Genomic DNA, 21,691 nt, shown 5'->3' with positions numbered 1-21,691 from the left:
GGCCCGCCCCGAACCACCGGGCCGGCCGCGGCCGGGCGACGAATGAACGGGGTCCTCGCGGCCGGCCGGCCGCGCACCCGCGTTCTCGGCCGAGTGTTCGGCCGGGGCGGTAGATCCCGTGGGCCGGACCCGGCCCGGACGCCGGACGCCCGACACACCCTCGGTGCGGGTGCGCCTCGCGCCGGGACGGGATCTACCGCGTTGACTCATGCCGGCGATCAGCCCTCGACGGAGAACCGCGGGAAGGCGAGCTCGCCGGCGTAACGAGCGACGTCACCGAGGGACTCCTCGATGCGCAGCAGCTGGTTGTACTTGGCGACACGCTCGGAGCGGGCGGGCGCGCCGGTCTTGATCTGTCCGCTGCCGACGGCGACGGCGAGATCGGCGATGGTGGTGTCCTCGGTCTCGCCGGACCGGTGGCTCATCATCGTCTTGTAGCCGTTGCGGTGTGCGAGGTCGACGGCGTCGAGGGTCTCGGTGAGGGTGCCGATCTGGTTGACCTTCACGAGCAGCGCGTTCGCGGCGCCCTTGACGATGCCGTCCTCGAGGCGCTCCGGGTTGGTGACGAACAGGTCGTCGCCGACGAGCTGGATCCTGTCGCCGATCTCCTCGGTGAGCGCGACCCAGCCCTCCCAGTCGTCCTCGCTGAGCGGATCCTCGATGGAGACCAGCGGGTACTGGCCGAGCAGCTCGGCGTAGAAGGCGCCCATCTCGGCGGCCGTGCGGTTCTGGCCCTCGAACTTGTAGCCGGTGCCCTCGGTGTAGAACTCGGTGGCCGCGACGTCCAGCGCGAGCGCGACATCGCTGCCCAGCTTCAGGCCGGTCTTGGAGATCGCCTCGCTGATCAGGTCGAGCGCGGCCTTGGTGCCCGCGACGTCGGGAGCGAAGCCGCCCTCGTCGCCGAGGCCGGTGGCCAGGCCCTTGCTCTTGAGCACGGACTTGAGGGAGTGGTAGATCTCGGCACCCCAGCGGAGGGATTCCTTGAAGGTCGGGGCGCCGATCGGGGCGACCATGAACTCCTGGACGTCGACGCCCGTGTCGGCGTGGGCGCCGCCGTTGAGGATGTTCATCATCGGAACGGGAAGGATGTGGGCGTTCGGGCCGCCGACGTAGCGGAACAGCTCGAGTCCGGACGACTCCGCGCCGGCCTTCGCGACGGCGAGCGACGCGCCGAGCAGGGCGTTCGCGCCGAGACGGCCCTTGTCGGGGGTGCCGTCGGCGTCGAGGAGTGCCTGGTCGACGGTGCGCTGCTCGGTGGCGTCGAGGCCGATGATGGCCGGGCCGATCTCGGCGAGAACCGCCTCGACGGCCTTCTCGACACCCTTGCCGAGGTAACGCTCGCCGCCGTCACGCAGCTCGACGGCCTCGTGCTCGCCGGTGGAGGCGCCCGACGGCACTGCAGCGCGGGCGAAACTTCCGTCCTCGAGCAGCACCTCGACCTCGACCGTGGGGTTGCCACGGGAGTCGAGGATTTCGCGGGCTCCTACCTGCTCAATGATGGCCACTGGCTGATTCTCCTTCGATGGACTGTCACGCTGCGGTGTCTGCACGCTGGGGACAGCCTAACGGTCGCGACCTGCGTGTGAGGCACAGGCGCGCTCGAGGCCCGGCGTGGTGCCGTCTACGGCCGCACTCCCACGCCGTAGGCGGCGGCGCGGTCGCGGACGAGCATCAGGTATTCGGTGGAGCGGTTGTAGGCCATCAGGGCGTTCGTCCAACCCTCCGCGGTGGTCAGGTCGCCTCCGCGGTCGCACAGATAGCGGCCCGCGGTCAGGGCCGCGTCGTCGATGTTGTCGGGGTCGGCGATGCCGTCGCCGTTCGCGTCGACACCCCATCGTTCCCAGGTCTCGGGGATGAACTGCATCGGCCCGACCGCCCGGTCGAGCACCGGGTCGCCGTCGAGGCGGCCACCGTCGGTGTCGCGGATCTCGGCGTTGCCCCGGGTGCCGTCGAGCGGGACACCCCGGATGGGCGGTGAGACGCTGCCGTCGGATTCGAGGGAGGCGCCGCCGAACCGTCCGTGGCTGCTCTCCACGTTGCCGATGCCGGCGAGGGTCGTCCACGACAGGCCGCATCCGGGGGTGCCGACGGCCAGGACGGCCGCCGCGTGCCCGTATGCCTCGAGTGCGGTGGTGGGGATGCCCAGTTCGCGGGACTGTGATTCGGCCCAGTCGGCGAGCTGCGCCGCTGTGCGGCCGGGACCGTTCACGTCGATGGGAGGAACGGGCAGGCCGGGAGCCGGTGGAACGCCGTCGGGGATCTCGACGGACGGCCGCCGGGGTGAGTGCAGAGCGGACTCGACCGCCACGAAGACGACGGCGACGAGTGCACTGAGCAGGACCACCGGCCACAGCCAGCGTCGGGGTTCTCGATCGGACGGCACCCCTCCATATTCCACAAATGTCACGATCGGGGCCCGAGCCGTCACCAAGTCGCGGCACTGCGGCCCGGAAAAGAGCCTTCAGGAGATGTCCGAGGCGACTGCCGAGGAAGGGAGTTCGATCTGCTTCATATGGAGCATCTTCTCGAGGTCCGCGGGCGGTTGCGGCTTGCTCAGGAGGAATCCTTGGGCTCGATAACAACCGAGGCCGAGCAGGGTGCGCGCTGCCGCGGACGATTCCAACCCCTCGGCGACGACGTCGAGTCCGAACGCGGAGGCCAATCCGATGATCGACTCGACGATGACCCTGTCGCTCGGACTGCGTTGCAGGTTGAGAACGAAGGCTTTGTCGATCTTGAGAACATGAACCGGCAGAGACTTGAGGTGAGCGAGCGAACTGTACCCGGTACCGAAGTCGTCGATCGCGCAGCACACTCCGAGGCGGTCGAGACGCCGCAGAGTCTTACGCGACCGTTCGAGGTCGCTGACGACGACGTATTCCGTGATCTCGAGGCAAAGTGACGATTTACCGAGATCGAACTCCTCCAGGATCTCCTCCACCATCTCGACGAAACCGATACCGACCAACTGCGCCGGCGACACATTGACACTCATACGGAGTTCCAGTCCGGGTACCGTTCGACGCCACTGCGCCAATTGGGCACAAGCGGTGCGCAGCACCCAACGACCGAGCTCACCCGCAAGGTTCGTGGATTCGGCGACTTCGATGAACTCCGCCGGCTGAAGCCGGCCGAGCACCGGATGATCCCAGCGCACCAAGGCTTCCACACCGAGTATCCGCCCGTTCCGCAGGTCGAATTCCGGCTGGTACTCGAGAACGAGTTGATCATCGCCTATCGACCTTCGCAGACTGAGCTCGATGAGGTTACGACGTTCGCTGGCTCCCTGCATGTCCTCGGTATAGGCCTCGACGCCGTTACCACCTTTGCTCTTCGCTCGCATCATCGCTTCATCGATACGTCCGAGCAGTCCCACCGGATCCAGCCTGCCCGGTTCACCGACTGCGACGCCGAGGCTGGCACATCGACTCACCACCTGGGTTCCGAGTTGAACCGACATTCCGACGACCCAGCGCAGTTCCTCGGCCTTCTCGCATGCTTCCTCGAGGGACAGCGGACCGCCGAAGACGATCACGAACTCGTCTCCGCCCAGACGAGCCACCACGTCGTCGGGACCACAAACCCGACTCATCCTCTGTGCGGTCCTGCACAGGAAGATGTCCACTGCCGTGTGGCCGAGAAAGTCGTTGAGCGGCTTGAGTCTGTCCACGTCGAGGAACACGGCGGCTACCGGCCCCGGTTCTTCCGGACTCAGACGCTTTTCGAGGTGATCGAGAAGAGCACGCCGACTCGCCAGCCCCGTGAGGTCGTCGTGGAAGGCCGCGTTGCGTAGTTCCCGCTCGGCGCGGACTCGGGCCTGCACCTGGGTCAACATGGCGGCGATCATGGTGAGCGTGTAGATCTCGTCCTCGGTCCAGACTCGATCACCGATCTTGATGAAACCCAGGGTGCCCGTGGTGATCTGTCCGGATATCAGAGGTACAGCGGCGACGGAGACCTCGGGTACGCCGGATCCGGCCCTTACACGGTCGGCGTAAGCGGCGCCCGACTGTGCAGGACGGCTGACCGACGGCTCCTTCATGTGTTCGGTGAGAGCGAAGATCGGATCCGCATCGCGAAAGTAGACCACCCCCAGTGGATCCGGATCCGGTATCACAGGTCTCGGCGGCCATTCGGCGATCAGGATCGTGGCGTGGATCTCGTGATCGTTGTATCGAAGGAAAGCGGTGTCGACCCGGAAGTACTCGACGAGATCCCGTAGGACGGTCTCCACCACCGAGTGGTGCGACACGGCATCCACCGGCATGAGATGGGTCGCTACTCTGGCAACGAGACCCTCGAGACTTTCCAGCGGCATGTCCGTCTCCCTGCTTACTGGAACTGTCGACGGGCGCGACGATTACGTTACGGACTTCCGAAAGATCGTATCGGAGCGCCGAACACTTCGAGGAGGTTCAAGAGGAACCCGAGCGACCCGCAGGAGCATGGCGATGCGAGCGTCCCCCGGCCGTTCCACCACGTCGTCGAGAAGCCACCTCAGTTTCTCCATTCTTTTCGCATACGCAGGCGACAACTCGAGAAGATCCTCCGTGTCCTCTGCATACATGAAAACGGGAGTCATGGGCTGCACCGCCAAGCCCAGACGGTGGGCTACAATCCAGACACTTTCCATCAAGACCCCAGCGCGGACATAATCAGTCGCCTCCACTCCTTCGGAGAATACTGCGACGAACGCCGAACTCGACCGAATCCGGTCCGCAGCCGGCCTGCCGAGCGCATGACCGAGGTCCCACTCTCCCAATTGGTCGAGCACGTCGTCCCGTAGAACGATTTCGAGCATCACCGATTCCGCGTCGTCGAGGCCCAGGGACGCGATGTCGATTCCGGTATCGGAACCATCGGACGGCCATCGGAGTTCAGCGATCATCTCTCGTCTGAGCCCCGCGTCCAGGTAGCGGATCCGGTCGGCCTCCGCGAATATGTCGGCGATACGATCGAGACGGACAGGGTCGGTGATCACATCGATCCGTCCACCGACCGAACCGGCCGCTCGGTACAGAACTTCCCGGGCACCCACCGGAAGGGGACGCCCGTCCCCCATCTGCCTGGTCGTCGCGCGAGAGAGCATTGCCTGGTACGAGGCAGCCAGTTCCTCATCGGTCCCCGAGCTGAACCGCACTCCTGCCACCACATCCCATGGACTCACCTCTCCGGCTCGCTCTTCGATGTATGCAGAGCCGAGGATGCCGTGCGCTGCCGCTGCGATGCGTGCGTTCTGAAGCGCAGCCCCCAGAGCCACGTAACTCCCCCTACACCGGATGTCGATACCCGAGTGGGCGAAACGGTCCCCGATTTCGATGCGTATTTCGCCGGGTTCGGCACTCAGAAGCCAAGGTTGGCTGTTTCCTCCGGACGGCGCTCGCTCCGCTGCATGGACAATCGCGGAGACGGGATCGTCCGGCACTTGCCGAATACTGGGTTCGGTCGACACCGGTTCGGTGGGGTCCGGTGGCAACAACTGCTCCAGGAACGAATCGAGATCGACTCTGCCACGACCGGAGGGTAAGGGTCTGCCGAGCAACAGACGGCGCACGGCTGCCGCAACCATGGCGCCTCCGAGCATGACCTCGCTGCCCAGCTGCGGCCAGGTGGCAACGGTCCTGTCCACCTCGAGTAAGGACGCAGCCATCCGTGTCGATATGTCCTCGGGTCCCAGAAGACGCAGCGCGAACGGGATCTTCTCCCGATCGGTGAGCCCGGAGAGTCGCCGAGCGTCGATGTCTCCCAGCAGTCCGTGAAAGGGGGTGGTTGTCTCGAGATCGAACCGCTCCACATCGATCGTTCCCCGGTCGCTGGTCTCCATGATCACCGGGACCTTGCGTCTGCAAGCTTCCAGACGCAGGAGCACCTTCATGTCAAGGGAATCGCATTCGTCGACGAGAACGTCGAGTCCGTCCACGAAATTTCTTACGGTGTCGGGCTGGAGACCGTCGGGAGAGACTGTGATGGACAGATAGGGGTCGACCTCCCAGAGACGACGAGCGGTTGCGACGGCCTTGTTCACCCCCAGGTCGAGGACGGACGCGGCAACCCGGTTGAGATTGGACAGCTCCAGGACATCGAAGTCGGCGAGTCGCAATGCGCCACAGAGCCCTTCCAGCGCAAGCGCTTGCGCGACCGCGGACCCTACGCTGAGCCCCACGACCCCCACGGTCCGATTCGCCAGGATTTCCTGCTCGTCGACGGTCAGTTTGCTCCTGTTCCGGTCCAGTCGTAGACGACGGAAACCACGCGGACCGAGAACGTGTACAACACTGTTCCGCCAGGGGTAGTACACCCACCGCGGCAACTCGGCCGACAGACCCGGGTCCGGAGCAGGTAGCACCTTACGCAATGCTTCCTGCTGCTCGGACAGGTGATCCAGCACGGTCACGCCCGGATCCGAACGGAGACGTTCCGCGCGCTCCCCCTCCATCAGGATCACGGGCCCGACCGCCGAATCATGTCCCGGCATCATGCGGGTTCCACTCGAATTTCCATGAAGGCTCGGCCACTACCGATAGCGTCCTGGGAGACCCGGCGGAGTCCCACCACATCAATCGCGTCCTATAACGCCTGTCGGGATACGGCGTAGGGGGAACGGACTCGTCGACCGCTCCCCCGCAGGTTCGCCACAGATCGAGCACCGTGTCGGCCGCTGTCGCCATCATGTAGCGGGCACCGAGCACTTGCATGAAGTTCGCTCCCATGGTCGCCACGGCCAGAGCGAGCTCACGTCGCCGCGACACACCTTCACCGATCCACGCAGCTTTCGCTTCGATGATTCCGAATGGAACCTTCGCCTCGATCGATGCACGGATTCGAGCGACTTGTTCCGCGTCCTGCCACTCCTTCAGCGCATGGGATTCATCTGCCGAGAGGAACGGTCCCTGCGCGCGCAGTCCCCCGACTACCGTTCCCTGTTCGTCGAGAGCGGCCGAAAAGAGCGCTGTACTGCGGCCGGATACGACTCGGTCGTATTCGAGGGCCGACTCTGCCCCGAACTTCGTGTATGCCTTCAGCGCACCGTCGAGATATTCATGCCAGATGTCTGGAGCACTGGAGGGAGAGGCAGTAATGAATCGATACTGCGAAACAGGGTCACGACATACGGCGATGCCGTTCGGGCATCCGGAGAAAGCCGCCCGTGCCCCTGGATCCACCGGCCACCTCCTGACTCACCTCCCGCACGGTCACCACGGACTCGAGGTGGCCGAAATCGCGGCGGCCGGGACGGACCGGTCCGATCCTCGATACGGGTCTATGCGTGAGTATGCAGCACAGTCACTCCTCGCGTACCCCTCACAGCAAAGAAACGTACAGATCGGTTGTTCCAGAGGGCCCGACTACAGCGATTTCGCCACGGTAGGCCCGGTCGATCCGCTCCTCCTTCTCGGCTCTGTCCACCTGCGCCCATAGATCGTCGTCCGGGTCGTAGTCGTCCTCCGGAACGAAGTGGGCGAAGTAGGCAGTAGGGACAAGGAACAACGAATCACCCACGGTCAGATCGGCCAGGCCTTTACAACGGGTCCCGACGAGCGCAGTCCACCCCACTTCGGCATGACAGATGTAGAGGACGAGCAATTCCTGCAGGCCACGTGCCCGGAGGCGATCCTGCGTGAAGTCCATCAACTCGACCTTCCGGTCCCCCCCGCCCGGTCCGAAGCCCGGCAGGACGAGGCCGCCGATATAGTGTTCGTGCAGTTTCGTGATCGAAAAGGTCATGATTCATCGCTTTCGACCGGGTTGAACACCGACATGTACAGCTCGATGCGGAAAGCGTTGGGGTAGAACTCGAAATCTCCGCGGAAGGAACGGCGGATCGCGCCGGACGCCTCTGCTTCCCGAACCTGCTCCCACAGGTCGGACACGACTTCGGGGAACTCACCCATTGAGCTGAACTTTGCGTAGGTGCCCGCGGGGATACATGCGACGAAATGCCCTTCTTTCACCTCGTCGAGGGACTCGCACCAGTAGCCGACCGTTTGGGTGTAGTACGAGCCGATCTCTACCGCAGGATCGGTGTAGGCGGAGGCGAGAGGGCCGCCGAGCTCTTCCTTCAGCATTGCATGCCACGCCCGCTCGAGCGCATGGTCCCGCACGTAACCGATGGTCCGACGAGGGCTTCGTACCGGAAGACCGGCGACAAGAGTTTGTTCGCGATGAACGATTTCGAACGGCATCGGGCGACCTCCGTAGAGCAGTTGCTGTCACTCGGCACGCCCGACTCGTTCCGACTCGTTGTGACTTCACAGAGTCTAGAACCAACTCTCACACACTCAAACAGGATCTCGAAAAAACTTCTAGTTTGTTTATAGCTTTCCAGACGTACAGAAGTATGCTTTTATCACTTCAGCAAACCGCTAGTAGGTGTGGGGAGTCAGAACCCACTCGATCTTCAGAGGTTTCGTCCATGAAATGCCGTTCATGCGATTCCGAACGGACGCTCAGCGTCCTGGACCTCGGGTCGGCACCTCCCGGGGATCGGTTCCTCTCCCCGGAGGAAATACATCAGCCCGAAATGAGCTATCCCCTACGCATCCATGTCTGCGAGGACTGTCTACTCCTGCAAGGACCGAGTTACACCCCTCGTGACGGCAGCACACCACATCACCCGCGGACGGATTTGTCCGTCCGAGAACCGGTGACGGATCGGCTCCTCGAGCGGACGATCCATGCGTTGCGACTCGGGCCGGATTCCTTGATCTTCCAGGTCGCCAGTTCCGACGGATACCTCCTCCGACACGCAGTGGAGGCCGGCATACCCTGCCTCGGCATCGAGCCCTCGGCCCGTGCCGGCACGCTGGCTCGCGCGGGAGGGGTCCCGACCATCACAGCATTCCTGGATGAGGACTTGGCCGAGGACCTCTACCAGGAGTACGGACCGGCGGACCTGGTCGTGGCGGACGACATCTACTCATATGTGTCCGACATTCCGGGCTTCACCCGAGCATTACGCATTCTCGTCGCGGACCACGGGACGGTCTCCATGCGAATCGACCACGCTCTCCCTCTGATCCGTAACCGACGGCTCCATGAATTCGAACACGGACGACTGCAGTACTACACGCTGCACACCGCGATGCGAGCACTTGCCGCTGGAGGACTGACCGTTGTCGAGGTGAAGTCCGAAGGCCGCTCCGGCGAGTCCCTTCGTCTCCTCGCACGACCCACAGAGACATCACCCTATCCCGGTCCTCGAGTCGAGGTCGTCCTACAGGAGGAAATCGACGAGGGATTGCACAGCAAGGACGAGTATCTCGCACTGGAGTCGTACGCCCGTGCCACGCGCGCCGAAATTCTCGAGCTTCTGCTCGGCTATCGCGGGCAGACGGTCGTCGGCTACGCGTCCGGTTGGTACAGCACACTTTTCAATTACTGCGGCATCCGGCCGGACATCATGAGGTACACCGTCGACCCTGACCCGAGGCGACACGGTAGCTTCACACCCATCACGCATGTGCCTGTGCGATCACCGACAGTAATCGATCATGACCGGCCGGACGTACTCGTAGCGCTGCCCTGGACCCGCGCCCCCGATCCCGTCCACGACTTGGAACACGTCGTTTCATGGGGTGGGCGACTCGTCCTGGCCTGCCGTTCCTCCCGGTCGGCGTCGGAGAACGCGCCCGTAAGCAGAACCCATGGATGACAGGTCACCGACCGATCCATCCCCTTTCAAGGCTCTCACCCCTTCGACACGAACGGATCCCTCATGTCCTCCATCGATACACGAGAAGGCACCCCGACGCAGTCCACCACCACGACGGACGTCACGAGGTTCCGGGACCACAGCGCCCCCGGAACGGAGAGTGCAACGAAAACCACTGTCAGCTTGATCATCCCGGTGCGAAATGAGGCGAGAAACATCGCATGGGTACTGAGCCAGGTACCGGACGAGGTCACCGAGATCATAATTGTGGACGGCGAGTCGACCGACGCTACCCTGGTGACAGCTCGAAGCGTCCGACCGGACATTCGCATCGTCCAGCAGGAAGGAGTAGGTAAGGGCAGCGCACTGCGGACAGGTTTCTTCGCAGCCCGGGGTGATGTGATCGTGATGATGGACGCCGACGGCAGCATGGCTCCTCAGGAGATTCCCCACTACCTCCACTTCCTCACCAACGGATACGACTTCGTCAAAGGGTCCCGTTTCGTGGCGGGTGGCGGCTCCCTGGACATCACGCGATTCCGAACACTCGGAAACCGTTTCCTGCTAGGCGTTTTCAACTCCCTGTACGACACCCACCTCACAGACCTCTGCTACGGTTTCTGCGCATTCCATCGCCGCTATCTCGAGCACCTGAAGTTGTCGGCCACCGGCTTCGAGATCGAGGCCGAAATGATAGCCGGCGCGATGAGAGCGGGCCTGCGCATCGCCGAGGTCCCCAGCCTCGAGATGCCACGACGAAGCGGAAAATCCAATCTACACGCGTTGCGGGACGGAACACGTGTACTACAGGCCGTTCTCGATGCCCACAGCGACGAGACGACCGGCTTCCTGACGAGGATGACCCATCCACGCCGTAGGCACGCTGCCGAGATCACGGCATCCTCCCCGGGGTCAGCATGAGCACCCCGGTTGCCGAGCGTCGCTCCACCGCTCGGCGACTCTCGCTCGACGATCTCCCCGTCCCACGCACGGACATCGAACTTAGCGACCCACCAAGATATCTGAGATTCACAGGTGAAGTGGGTACGCCCACCAAGATCGTGGCACTGATCCGATTCCACACGCACCCGATGGGTGTCGTAGTCCTGGATGCCACGCGGGGACCGGAGTGGTCCACCCACGCACCACAGGTATGGGCCGAGGTCGGTGACGCGGTGAACAGCCACCTCGAATCCGACGGACTCCGCCGGGTCTCGGATGTGAACGCTCTGTCGTCGGGCGCCTGCCTGCAGAACCCGTCCGAGTCGAAAGGGCCACGCTGCCTGCGGAGGCGGGACGAAGTCCTCGAGCGAGCTCCGTTCATCACGGTCGTCGTTGCGACCCATGACCGGCCGGAGAGTGCACGCGCATGCCTCGATGCGCTCACTTCGATGGTCTATCCCGGTTTCGAGATCGTCGTTGTCGACAACGATCCTTCCGATGAGAGAACCGCACGAATGGTCATGTCCTACCAAGATGCACGTGTGCGTTACCTGCGCGAGGACCAGCGCGGGCTGGCCTCCGCGCACAACTGCGGTCTCGCCGCGGCGCGCGGACCGATCGTGGCCTTCGTCGACGACGATGTCGTCGTCGACGCGCATTGGCTCACCGCGATCGCGGAGGCATTCACATCCACGGATGGTGTCGGATGTGTGACCGGACTCATCCTTCCGGCGCAACTGGAGACACCGGCCCAGCTGCTGCTGGAACAACACGGCGGCTTCGACAAGGGCTTCGAGATGCGTTGTTTCGATGACGACAGGATGCGTCCCGCAGACCGCCTGTTCCCTTTCACTGCAGGACAATTCGGATCGGGAGCGAACATGGCTTTCGACACGGCGATTCTGCGCGCACTGGGTGGGTTCGATCCCGCCATAGGTGCCGGCACCTTCGCTCGGGGTGGGGACGATCTGGCCAGTTTCTTCCGTGTGGTCACCGCCGGGCATCGGTTGGTATACCAACCGGCCGCGGTCGTGTGGCACCGCCATCACCGCGACATGCCTGCTCTCTGCAACCAGGCGTACGGATACGGCGTCGGACTCGGCGCCTTCGTTGCCAGTTCGGTGACTCGAAACCCTCGGACGATCCTTACCCTCCTACGCCGATTACCCCGCGGCCTCGGATACGCTCTCCGCTCCTCCTCGACTCGAAATCGGGATCGTTACACCGATCTGCCCGCTGAGATAGCGACACTGGAGCGGCGCGGCCTCCTGTTCGGTCCCATCGCTTACCTCGTGAGCCGCTGGCGCACACGCCATTTCTCCTCACTGCAATCGTACGGCCCGGGCGGTACACCATGAGTGACATCCCCTCGGCTCGCCGGATACACACCACCTTCCACCCTTCCCTCCCCGGTCTCGGCCAGCTCCGTACGTTCGTACAGGATCTCCGAAATCCTTTACTCCGCAACGGCATGCTGCTGACGCTCAGCGCGGTGATGTCGGCGGCCATCGGATTCGGGTATTGGGCCATCGTTGCTCGTCACTACGATGCCGGCACTGTCGGCACGAACTCCGCGGCGATCTCGATGGCGATGCTCACCGCTGCAGTCGCCCAGTTGAACCTTGCCAGCGCAATGGCACGGTTCGTCCCTACTGCGGGCCGGAGCACGCGGCGTCTCGTCGCGGGTGCCTATCTGGTGACCACGGCATTCGCCCTCTTGATTGCAGTCGGCACCGTCCTCCTGGTTCCGGTGATCTCACCGGAGACCTCGTTCCTGGATCACCCCGAAACACAGTTGCTGTTCGTAGTCGGAACAGTCGGATGCACCTTGTTCGTCCTCCAGGACGGCGTTCTCGCCGGCCTTCGACGAACAGTCCTCGTACCGATAGAGAACGTCGCGGTCGCGCTGATCAAGATCGGCATGGTCGTGGTGTTCGCCGCACTCGTACCTGCGACCGGGATCTTCCTGTCATGGGCGGCCTCGCTCCTGATCTCCATCCCGATCCTCGGCGCGTATCTCTTCCTGTGGGCCATTCCCCGCCACGCCGCAGCAACCGAGAAAAGAGGATCGCTTCCTCCTCTCGGACAACTGTCACGTTTCGTGACCGCAGACTATGTCGGCGCCGTCTGTTCGATCGGCGCTGCCACTTTGATGCCGATCGTGGTTCTGAGCCGCCTGGGCTCGGTCGAGACCGCCTACTTCTCGATCGCTTGGGCGATCGCGAACACGATCCACCTCGTCAACGTCAATCTCGGGATGTCCCTCGTCGTCGAAACCGCCGCCGACCAATCGGAACTGACTCACAAAGCCCGCCAGGTGATGTTGCACAGCGCACGCCTCGTGATTCCCGTGGTGGTCGGGTTGCTGATCCTCGCGCCCTTCATCCTCGGAATCTTCGGCGCGGAGTATCGCGCGGGAAGCGATGTCCTGCGATTGATGGCACTCGCCGCCATCCCCAACATCGTAGTGGTGACAGCCATCAGTTCGGCGCGTGCGCGCCGGCGGTTGAAACTCCTGCTGGCCATTCAGATCGCCAACATCGTTCTCACACTCGGACTCGCCCTGGTCCTACTCGAACCATTCGGGCTTACAGGTGCCGGTCTCGCCCTGCTCGTGAGTCAGACCTCGATCGCGTGTGTTCTACTGCTCCGTCGTAATCTCTGGCTGAGCACCCCTCGCTCACGGACGAGACTTTTCGTTTCCGTCGGTCACGCTCTCGGCCGAACCGTACCGGAGTTCGTCATACGTGCCGTCGCCGTACTATTGAGATCGCGTGCAGTGAAAAGGATGTCGCGTTCGTTCGAGACGTTGCTCGTCCGCCGGCGCTCCCGCGATGCCAAGGCAGAAGCCGATGCCTTCCTCCGAAGCACCATTTCGAGCGAATGGTCCGATGCGGAGTCTCTTCCGACCGAGACCGACATGCACGTCGCCGTCCTGAACCGGTCCGCTCATGGTCCGGTCGCCGTCCTCAAGATCGCCCGTACCGAACTCGCTGCAGCAGAATTACGCGCCCAACACAAGGCATTGACCGAGCTGCATCATCACCACGGTCTCGGAACCTGGCGTCGCCATCTACCGCGAACTCTCTTCTTCCGCTCCGATTCGGACACCGTCACGTCGGTCGAGACGTACTTTCCCGGCGAAGATCTCGCGACCATGATCGATCGACGACCAGATCACCTGGACACACTTGTACCGGCTGCGATCGCTTCCATCGACGAATTACATTCCGCAACTGCAGAACTCGTTGTGGTGGATGAAGAGACTTTGGCCTCATGGGTGGACGGACCATTGCAAGATGTGGCCTCCGTATGCCGCACGATCACCCCGTCTTACTTGTCCGTGGTCGACGATCTCGGAGCAACCCTGCGGAATGCATTGCGTGAACGCGTCATGATGGTGGGCTGGACCCACGGCGACTTTCACGCGGGAAACGTGCGCGTCTCGTCCGAGACAGGTGCGGTGTCGGGGATCGTGGACTGGGGCGGCGCCAGACGCGATCATCCGGTCGTTCTCGACGATTACTTCATGATTCTCACCTCCAGTTGCCTGATCGACCGCAGCGAGTTGGGAACGGTCGTCCGGCGGCGTCTTCGTGACGGCGGCTTGTCGGAGCGTGAACACACGATACGTGAGACGGCGTATTCCTCACGAGAGAGTCTTCTTCGCGGTGAAGAGCCCGACGAACGCATCATGGTGTTGCTTACTTGGCTCCACCATGTGGCCGTCCTGTGCCGGACATGTACCGCCCATAGCGAGGATCGGGTCTGGTGGGTGCTCAACGGACTCCCTGTCCTTCGGATGTTCGTCGACATCAGGTCGGATTTCGATCGGCACGCCGACACGGCGCGCTCACAGACGATCGGTGTGAACAGCCCCGCCGCATTCGCCGGACCCGCGCAGGACGGCGCCGGCGACGGAGGCAGAACGCGAGTACTTCCGCCCGCGACCTCCGATTTCGCTCCGCACCCCACCGAAGCGCCTCGGGTCGCCCCGGTCGGGGTCGTCACCGCGTCGGTCGTGATCTGCGCATACACCGAACGTCGATGGGGTCTGTTGTGCCGTGCTGTGGAGTCGGTTCGATCCCAGACCCACCAGCCCGAAGAGATCATCGTGGTCGTCGACCACAACCAGCGACTGTTGGAACGGGCCCGAGTCGAGTTCGATGATGTGACAGTGGTTCCCAATCGTCACGAGCCCGGACTGTCCGGTGCACGTAACACTGGTGTTTCAATCGCTACCGCCGAGATAGTCGCATTCCTCGACGACGATGCCGCAGCCGACAGCGGCTGGCTCGCGGCGATCTCCGCGCCCTACCACGATCCGGAAGTCCTCGGGGTAGGAGGATTGGTGGAGGCCGAATGGCAGATCGCGCGACCACGTTGGTTCCCCCCGGAATTCGATTGGGTCGTGGGCTGCAGTTACCGAGGGCTCCCCACCCGACGGACCGAAGTACGGAACATGATCGGCGCGAGCATGTCGCTACGCCGCGCGCCCGTGGCAGAGGCAGGAGGCTTCGCCACTGAACTCGGCCGGGTCGGAACGAAACCACTGGGGTGCGAGGAAACCGAACTCTGCATCCGGCTCGCCCAGAAGCATTCAGGCGGGGTCCATATCCATGAGCCCGATGCCAAGGTCCGTCACTACGTCACAGCCGAGCGCGCGAAGTGGTCCTATTTTCGGTCCCGCTGTTACTCGGAGGGACTTTCGAAAGCCGCCGTAAGCGCGCGCACCGGCACCGACCGCGCATTGTCGAGCGAGCAACAGTACCTCACCACCACGATTCCCCAGGGACTCAAGCGGGAACTGGCAGATGTCGCACGCGGCAGGGTGGGCAGCCTCGCCGCGATCCTCGCAATGATCGTGGGGGTGACCACCACATTGGCCGGCTACGCCGTCGGCACCACCATAGGTCGGGAGCGCACCACTTCGGGGGCTTCTCCGCGGCAATCCGCACTTGTCCTATTTCCTCATCTCGGCGTACTTCCCTATCTCGGTGTACTCGCCGCTGCGAGTCTGTGGATCGTCTCACTCCCGCGTATCGACGTATCACTTATGGGTGACTACGGGCTGCTGCCCCTGCTACCTGTCACATTTTGGGCCGGACTGGCGGTTCTACTGGTGAGCTTCGGTCTCTCGGTGCGGCGCGATTCCGTCCCGATTTGGGTCTACGCAGCCCACGTCGGTGTACTCATCGCGATCCTGCACGCCACCCCGACGATCCTGTACGACACTCTGCGCTATTCGTGGGCGTGGAAGCACATCGGCATCGTCGACTACTTCCAGCGAAATCCTGCTGTCGATCCCACCTTCGGAGAACTGTCTGCCTACCAATTTTGGCCTGCCTTCTTCAACGCGAATGCCACGCTTGTGAAGGCCGGCGGTCTCGATTCGGCACTCGGCTACGCAGCGTGGGCTCCGCCCTTCTTCAACGTCCTGCTCCTAGGTCCGTTGTTCCTGATCTTCCGTGAGTTCAGCGGCGACAAGCGCTTGATCTGGACTGCAATCACGATCTTCTATCTCGGAGCATGGGTCGGGCAGGACTATTTCGCACCACAGGCTGTTTCATTCTTCCTCTACCTGACGGTGTTGGCACTCGTCCTCCGCTACCAGAAGCCCACCGTTCCGGCGCACACACGTAGGTGCGTCGCCGCGTTCGCGATAGTGCCCATCATGGCAGGGATAGTGCCGACGCATCAGCTCACCCCACTGATGACAGTGATGGCACTCGGCATCCTCGCGGTATTCCGCGCCAGGAAGACATGGGTTCTGACCGCCGTGATGCTGGCACTGACGTTGGGATGGGACATTCTGTTCGCCGGACCATGGCTCGCTGCCGATCTGGCCGGCCTGGCCGCTGCATTCGGTGACGCAGGTGGAAACGCCGGATCGGGTTTCATCGATCTGGCAGCAGGAAGCCGGAGCCAGGTGGTCGTCGCCCAGTTCGATCGTGCTCTCTCGGCAGGAGTATGGTTCCTGGCCGCAGTCGGTCTTTTCCGGCGATTCCGTACGCCCAGGGGGATACTCCGACATCGCGAACTCGCCCTGCCTCTGCTCGCCGTCGCTCCGTTGCCGCTGATACTGAGCAACGACTACGGCGGTGAGATGATCTTCCGCGTCTACTTGCTCGGATTACCATTCGTGGCTTTCTATGCGGCAGCCGCATTCTTCCCCGATCGCCGGACCGGCCGTCTCGTACCGACGAACCGGAGAACGTGGGTGAGTCTTGTCGCACTTCCGGCAGTCCTCATTCTGATGGTGACAGGATTCGCCTTCGGTTACTACGGCAAGGAACAGACGGCGAACTTCACGACCGGTGAGCACGCGGTCGCCCAGTTCGTCTACGGTGTGGCACCCCGAGGGTCGCTGATCGTCGGCGCTACAAACGGATTCCCTTGGGCTTTCAAGAACTTCGAGTTCTACGACCACATGTGGTTCTCGACATTCGAACTCGAGGATCGACAGGCGATACTCGACGACCCGGAAGGGATGTTCGCCGACATCATGAATCCCGTCGAGCACCATCACTCTTATCTCGTCATCACCCGTAGTCAGCAGGAGGACATGGTGTTGTCGGGTGACCTCCCGGAGGACGCGCTTCCCCGAATCGAGCAGATCCTCGAGGAATCTCCTCGCTTCACATTGATCTACCGGAATCCCGATGCCGTCGTCTTCACTCTCACCCAACCCTCGCCGGAGGAGCCATGATCCGCATCCGCACAATTGCTCGCGCCGCACTCGAGCCCTTCGCGGGATCGGTAGGGACCCTCCGTCGGATTCCTCTTGTCTTGTGGGTGACAGCTTCGGCGGGCTGGGTTGCCCTGCTGATAGCGGAGTTCCTCCAGCCGGATTCGGTCGTACAGTTCATCCGCCCTGTGGCCGTCTTCCTCTTTGCCCTGTTCACCCCCGGCTGGGCAGTTACAGGATGTCTTCCGCTGCAGTCTCTTGTCGAACGTCTGGTGGCCGCAGTCGCATTCAGTTTCTCATCGGTGCTGATCGTCTCGGTCGGATTCACAATCGCACACAACGGTTCGATGAATCTGCGACTCGCGACTCTGGCAGCGCTGACGACAATGGCATCGGTGATCGCGATGATCCTCGCGGTACGCGACACACCGAGCTCGGACGCCCGTGCAGTCACACGGGCAGGAACGAGCACCGAGGTGATCTGATGACCGCGATTCCGATCCTGCTCTACCACTCGGTCTCAGCCGAGCCCGCTTCTTGGATCGCCCCGTATTCGGTCCCACCTTCCGCGTTCGCTCGGCATGTGGATGCCATGATCCAGAGCGGCCGGACGCCGATGACAGTCTCCGACTTCACCTCCGCCGTCCGCGGACAAAGCGTCCTGCCGGAGCGGCCGCTGATCGTAACCTTCGACGACGGCTTCGCCGACTTCACGTACGCTGCCGAAGCTCTCAACGCACAGGGAATATGCAGTACTCTGTATGTCACGACCGGTGCACTGCAGGGGTCCCGATCGGTCGGCCTCAACATTCCCCCCGCGGCGATGCTGTCCTGGTCGCAACTGCGCGATCTCGACGACTTCCCTGTCGAGATCGGGGCGCATACCCACACTCATCCTCAACTCGACATCATTCCGATCTCAGCTGTGGATGACGAAATCCGACGAAGCAAGGACCTACTCGAGGACTTTCTGGATCGTTCCGTACCGAGCTTCGCGTATCCACATGGCTTCCACTCGGCCCGAGTCCGGGCAGCCGTCGTACATGCTGGGTACGACTCCGCTTGCGCAGTCGGAAACTCCCTGAGTTCCAGTAACGATCATCCCTTTTCCATCGCGCGACTGACCGTTCGCGCAGATACCACCCCAGAGCAGCTCACACAATGGCTCGCAGGATGCGGCGCTCCGATCGCGCCACGCCGCGAACGCTGGCGTACCGCAGCGTGGCGAACCTACCGAAGGTTCCGCGGAACACGTTCCGTTCGAGGAGTATTCGTTCACACATCCGGCACGCCGACTCGGCAGGCCTCATCACCGAACAGGAGTCAATGACATGCGCACTCTCGTCACCGGAGCTGCCGGCTTCATCGGATCAAACCTGGTCGACCGACTGCTGGCGGAAGGTCACGAAGTCGTCGGTGTCGACAACCTCTCGACCGGTCGGCCATCGAATCTCGATGTCGCTCTGCACTCCGACCGTTTCACATTCGTCGAGACCGATGTGACGCTCCCGGATCTCAGGGCAGTGATCGGCGGAGTCCGGCCCGAAGTCGTCTTTCATCTGGCTGCCCAGGTTGACGTCCGAAAGTCGGTGGCAGACCCTTGCCATGATGCCGTGACGAATGTGGTGGGAACCGTCAACCTCACCGAGGCATGTCATCGAGCCGGCACCCGGCGGATCGTGTTCGCCGCCTCCGGAGGTTCGCGGTACGGCGAACCTCCGGTACTCCCAGTGGACGAGAACGTTCCTGCGCATCCTTGCTCTCCCTATGCCGCAAGCAAAGTTGCCGCGGAGTTGTACTTGGAGTGTTTCGCGAGCATGTATGGGCTCTCACCGATCAGCCTCGCCCTCTCCAACGTCTACGGTCCGCGTCAGGACCCCCGTGGCGAAGCCGGGGTGATCGCGATCTTCGGCTCCGCGATGCTGACAGGACGAACCACAGTTATATATGGAAATGGCGATTCCACAAGAGATTACGTGTTCGTAGGAGATGTGGTCGATGCATTCGTGCGTGCCGGACATGCAGCTGCTTCCGTCACCGGGACGTTCAATATCGGGACAGGAATTCAGACATCGACGACGGAGTTGCATCGCCTGATGTGCGAAACTGTCGGTTGCGCCGAGCCTCCCCGCTACGAGGGTGCACGCACCGGGGAGGTCCAGGCGATTGCACTCGATCCCTCAGCCGCGCGTTGCGCCTTGCGATGGGACCCTCGCACCGACATGCGGGAGGGTCTGCGCCGCACCGTCGAATGGCTGCGTGAGGTGACGACAGCTCCGATGGAGGCAGGAGCCGCACTGGGCGGGTTCGACAGGAACAGGCGATGACGACCGCAATCGAACGGCCGGCACAGCGGATCGCAACCGGTCGTGAAATCCCTCGGAGCCTGTGGCATCAATTGCACCGTACCGATCCGTATGCGGTACCCACACAATCCGCCGAATGGATCGACTCACTCCTGGCGTTCGGCGGCTACCACGATGCCAGCCGCTTGTACACAACAGGAGGAGGCCGAACAGCGCTGCTCCCGTTGGTACGTCGCAGTTTTCCTACCGGTGGTGCGACGATTCTGCAATCGATGCCGAGCAGTTGGGGTTTCGGCGGTCTCGTCGCACCCAATGGTGCAAGTCCTCGACTGGTGACCGACATCCTCGACGATCTCGAACGTTCGCCGGCACTTCGGGTTCGTATACGGCCGAATCCGTTGCAGGCAGATGTCTGGAGTGCAGCGACAGCCGGTCGGAACAACGTCACGGTGATTCCCGCGCGAGCACATGTACTCGATCTCGAAGGAGGCTTCGAGAAGGTATGGGCACAGCGGATCACGGGTCCGACTCGCTCGGCCGTCCGCCGCGCTGAGAAATCCGGCGTAGTGATCGAATCCGACAACACCGGCCGTCTCGTCCCAGTGTTCTACGAACTGCTTCTTCGCTCCTTCGACCGATGGGCCCGCCAGCAGCACGAGTACCTCTGGCTAGCTCGGTTCCGTGGACGCCACAGGGATCCTCAGGCCAAGTTCCGCATCATCGCCGACCGATTGGGACCGCGTTGTCGCATTTCCGTGGCATGGGTCGAGGGCCGTCCTGCGGCCGCGATTCTCGTACTGCAGGACGGGGCGAATGCCCACTACACCCGCGGAGCCATGGACAAGGACCTTGCGTCTCCGGTTCGAGCCAACTTTCTACTCCACCGCACAGCGATCGAGGAGGCCTGCCGTGCCGGCTGCCGCTCGTATCACATGGGCGAGTCTGGAACATCCCAGTCGTTGTCGCGGTTCAAGGAACGTTTCGGGGCCGTGCCGGTCGACTACGCCGAATATTGGATCGAACGTGTACCTGTTCATCGAGCCGACCGAGCACTGCGCAGGCAGGTCAAGCGAGTGATCGGATTCGTCGATGCACACTGACACACTCGCGAGAACCTTTGCGGTCGTCGCACTCGTGGCCGCGGTCGGAGGTTGTACCACCCAGGTCGAGCAGTCCGACACGAGTCCACTGTCTTCCGGTGAACATGTGTTGGTCGTGAGCGCTGCGGCGAGCACGGTCCGAATCCATGATGCAGATACTCTCCGCCCCGAGGGACCACCGATCGGCGTCGGTACGGTGCCGTCGGAGGTCGCGGTGAACAGGGACGGCACTCGGGGATACATTCTGAGCCCTACTTCGAACGACGTCACCGTGATCGACACGACGGCACAGCAGGTCGTCGGTCGTCCCATCCGGGTGAGCATCTATCCGTCCGACCTTGCGGTTTCCCCCGACGGCAACCGCCTCTATGTGGCAGGTGGCGAAACCGACGATGTCCGCGCCTACGACACCCGTACGGGTGACATGGTGGGGACCCCGCTCCGGGTCGGTGACGCACCCGGCGGACTCGTATTGAGCCCGGACGGACACATGCTGTACGCCTCGAGCATCTATCAGGACGACGTTCGCATCATCGACACCGAGGAGTGGGCAGTGGTGGGGAACCCGATCCTGGTGGGCCGGGCACCCGCCGCAATGGCGGTCAGTCCGGACGGCGCACGTGTTTACGTCACCGGACGATATTCCGGCGATATCACGGTGATCGATACGGTTACGAGGTCCGTGGTCGGCAACCGGGTGCCCGTAGGCAGTTTTCCCACCGATGTCCTGGCCGACCGCGCCGGCAGACGAATCTACGTGGTCTCACAGAATTCGAACTCCGTGCAGGTCATCGACACCGAGACGATGCAACCGATCGGTACACCGATACCTACCGGAGAAGCGCCGGAAAGCCTGGCGATGAGTCCCGACGGGTCGCGTCTTTACGTCACCAACATGTACTCGAACGATGTGACGGTCATCGACACGACAACACTCGCACCCGTGCGATCGGGGGCCCCGACGTCCACGCCTCGTGGAATCGCCGTGTCGGAGACATGAGGA

16 protein-coding genes and 1 pseudogene are annotated in these 21,691 nt (G+C 62.9%); 10 read left to right on the top strand and 7 right to left on the bottom strand.

The features are described 5' to 3' along the window. Nucleotides 1-218 precede the first annotated feature (218 nt). The 7 genes from eno to B9C99_RS20200 form a co-directional block, all read right to left on the bottom strand. Nucleotides 219-1,505 carry a phosphopyruvate hydratase gene (gene eno, locus B9C99_RS20225; RefSeq protein WP_088899119.1) on the bottom strand — a complete coding sequence of 429 codons (1,287 nt, stop codon included), beginning with the start codon at nt 1,503-1,505 and terminating at the stop codon, nt 219-221. A gap of 116 nt (nt 1,506-1,621) precedes the next feature. Beyond that, entirely contained in the window at nt 1,622-2,344 is a 723-nt protein-coding gene (locus B9C99_RS20220) for a lytic transglycosylase domain-containing protein (protein WP_088899118.1), read from the bottom strand. A 117-nt stretch (nt 2,345-2,461) separates the two neighbouring features. Continuing rightward, a complete protein-coding gene (locus B9C99_RS20215) occupies nt 2,462-4,318 on the bottom strand; it encodes a bifunctional diguanylate cyclase/phosphodiesterase (protein WP_088899117.1) in 1,857 nt (618 codons plus the stop codon). A 42-nt stretch (nt 4,319-4,360) separates the two neighbouring features. After that, complete coding sequence (locus B9C99_RS20210; protein WP_253250146.1) at nt 4,361-6,436, bottom strand: Rv1355c family protein; 2,076 nt, start codon at nt 6,434-6,436, stop codon at nt 4,361-4,363. Nucleotides 6,437-6,461: 25 nt separating this feature from the next. Continuing rightward, nucleotides 6,462-7,163 carry a hypothetical protein gene (locus B9C99_RS25645; protein ID WP_143543576.1) on the bottom strand — a complete coding sequence of 234 codons (702 nt, stop codon included), beginning with the start codon at nt 7,161-7,163 and terminating at the stop codon, nt 6,462-6,464. Nucleotides 7,164-7,302: 139 nt separating this feature from the next. Beyond that, nucleotides 7,303-7,725, bottom strand: coding sequence for a hypothetical protein (locus B9C99_RS20205; protein WP_088899115.1), 423 nt, complete (start codon nt 7,723-7,725; stop codon nt 7,303-7,305). Continuing rightward, nucleotides 7,722-8,183: a GyrI-like domain-containing protein gene (locus tag B9C99_RS20200; RefSeq protein WP_088899114.1), complete on the bottom strand. Its 462-nt coding sequence runs from the start codon at nt 8,181-8,183 to the stop codon at nt 7,722-7,724. The genes B9C99_RS20205 and B9C99_RS20200 overlap by 4 nt, the downstream gene beginning before the upstream one ends. 155 nt (nt 8,184-8,338) lie before the next feature. On the opposite strand from B9C99_RS20200, the pseudogene B9C99_RS26375 reads away from it, so the two are divergent. The 10 genes and pseudogenes from B9C99_RS26375 to B9C99_RS20160 form a co-directional block, all read left to right on the top strand. Beyond that, a pseudogene (locus tag B9C99_RS26375) lies at nt 8,339-8,581 on the top strand (hypothetical protein); the annotation flags it as partial. Between the two features lie 63 nt (nt 8,582-8,644). Next, on the top strand, nt 8,645-9,652 hold the full coding sequence (locus B9C99_RS20195) for a class I SAM-dependent methyltransferase (RefSeq protein WP_253250145.1): 1,008 nt from the start codon (nt 8,645-8,647) through the stop codon (nt 9,650-9,652). Nucleotides 9,653-9,715: 63 nt separating this feature from the next. Then, nucleotides 9,716-10,573 carry a glycosyltransferase family 2 protein gene (locus tag B9C99_RS20190; protein WP_088899112.1) on the top strand — a complete coding sequence of 286 codons (858 nt, stop codon included), beginning with the start codon at nt 9,716-9,718 and terminating at the stop codon, nt 10,571-10,573. A 119-nt stretch (nt 10,574-10,692) separates the two neighbouring features. After that, the gene (locus B9C99_RS20185; RefSeq protein ID WP_172415031.1) at nt 10,693-11,952 is read left to right on the top strand and encodes a glycosyltransferase family 2 protein; all 1,260 of its coding nucleotides are present in this window, start codon (nt 10,693-10,695) and stop codon (nt 11,950-11,952) included. A gap of 113 nt (nt 11,953-12,065) precedes the next feature. After that, nucleotides 12,066-17,303, top strand: a complete 5,238-nt coding sequence (locus B9C99_RS20180; protein ID WP_172415030.1) for a glycosyltransferase — start codon at nt 12,066-12,068, stop codon at nt 17,301-17,303. Beyond that, entirely contained in the window at nt 17,300-17,767 is a 468-nt protein-coding gene (locus B9C99_RS25950) for a hypothetical protein (RefSeq protein ID WP_172415029.1), read from the top strand. Before B9C99_RS20180 ends, B9C99_RS25950 begins: the two co-directional genes overlap by 4 nt. Further along, nucleotides 17,767-18,612, top strand: coding sequence for a polysaccharide deacetylase family protein (locus B9C99_RS25945; RefSeq protein WP_172415028.1), 846 nt, complete (start codon nt 17,767-17,769; stop codon nt 18,610-18,612). Before B9C99_RS25950 ends, B9C99_RS25945 begins: the two co-directional genes overlap by 1 nt. A gap of 1 nt (nt 18,613) precedes the next feature. Beyond that, entirely contained in the window at nt 18,614-19,609 is a 996-nt protein-coding gene (locus B9C99_RS20170) for an NAD-dependent epimerase/dehydratase family protein (RefSeq protein WP_088899108.1), read from the top strand. Continuing rightward, the gene (locus B9C99_RS20165) at nt 19,606-20,688 is read left to right on the top strand and encodes a GNAT family N-acetyltransferase (protein WP_088899107.1); all 1,083 of its coding nucleotides are present in this window, start codon (nt 19,606-19,608) and stop codon (nt 20,686-20,688) included. The genes B9C99_RS20170 and B9C99_RS20165 overlap by 4 nt, the downstream gene beginning before the upstream one ends. Continuing rightward, on the top strand, nt 20,678-21,688 hold the full coding sequence (locus B9C99_RS20160) for a beta-propeller fold lactonase family protein (RefSeq protein WP_088899106.1): 1,011 nt from the start codon (nt 20,678-20,680) through the stop codon (nt 21,686-21,688). Before B9C99_RS20165 ends, B9C99_RS20160 begins: the two co-directional genes overlap by 11 nt. Nucleotides 21,689-21,691 lie beyond the last annotated feature (3 nt).

Origin of the sequence: Rhodococcus sp. BUPNP1 (assembly GCF_002215235.1) — a bacterium.
Classification (GTDB): Bacteria; Actinomycetota; Actinomycetes; order Mycobacteriales; family Mycobacteriaceae; genus Rhodococcus.
The sequence above is the reverse complement of the archived record's forward strand: the minus strand, read 5'-3'. Positions and strand labels throughout refer to the sequence as shown.

What these genes read in the sequence shown, in the direction of transcription:
- B9C99_RS20210 (WP_253250146.1), bottom strand. Translation starts at nt 6,436, where the DNA reads ATGGAGGGGGAGCGCGCGGAACGTCTCCGTTCGGATCCGGGCGTGACC.
- B9C99_RS20165 (WP_088899107.1), top strand. Translation starts at nt 19,606, where the DNA reads ATGACGACCGCAATCGAACGGCCGGCACAGCGGATCGCAACCGGTCGT.
- B9C99_RS25945 (WP_172415028.1), top strand. Translation starts at nt 17,767, where the DNA reads ATGACCGCGATTCCGATCCTGCTCTACCACTCGGTCTCAGCCGAGCCC.
- B9C99_RS20160 (WP_088899106.1), top strand. Translation starts at nt 20,678, where the DNA reads ATGCACACTGACACACTCGCGAGAACCTTTGCGGTCGTCGCACTCGTG.
- B9C99_RS25950 (WP_172415029.1), top strand. Translation starts at nt 17,300, where the DNA reads ATGATCCGCATCCGCACAATTGCTCGCGCCGCACTCGAGCCCTTCGCG.
- B9C99_RS20215 (WP_088899117.1), bottom strand. Translation starts at nt 4,318, where the DNA reads ATGCCGCTGGAAAGTCTCGAGGGTCTCGTTGCCAGAGTAGCGACCCAT.
- B9C99_RS20170 (WP_088899108.1), top strand. Translation starts at nt 18,614, where the DNA reads ATGCGCACTCTCGTCACCGGAGCTGCCGGCTTCATCGGATCAAACCTG.
- B9C99_RS20205 (WP_088899115.1), bottom strand. Translation starts at nt 7,725, where the DNA reads ATGACCTTTTCGATCACGAAACTGCACGAACACTATATCGGCGGCCTC.
- B9C99_RS20180 (WP_172415030.1), top strand. Translation starts at nt 12,066, where the DNA reads ATGCTGCTGACGCTCAGCGCGGTGATGTCGGCGGCCATCGGATTCGGG.
- B9C99_RS20190 (WP_088899112.1), top strand. Translation starts at nt 9,716, where the DNA reads ATGTCCTCCATCGATACACGAGAAGGCACCCCGACGCAGTCCACCACC.
- B9C99_RS20200 (WP_088899114.1), bottom strand. Translation starts at nt 8,183, where the DNA reads ATGCCGTTCGAAATCGTTCATCGCGAACAAACTCTTGTCGCCGGTCTT.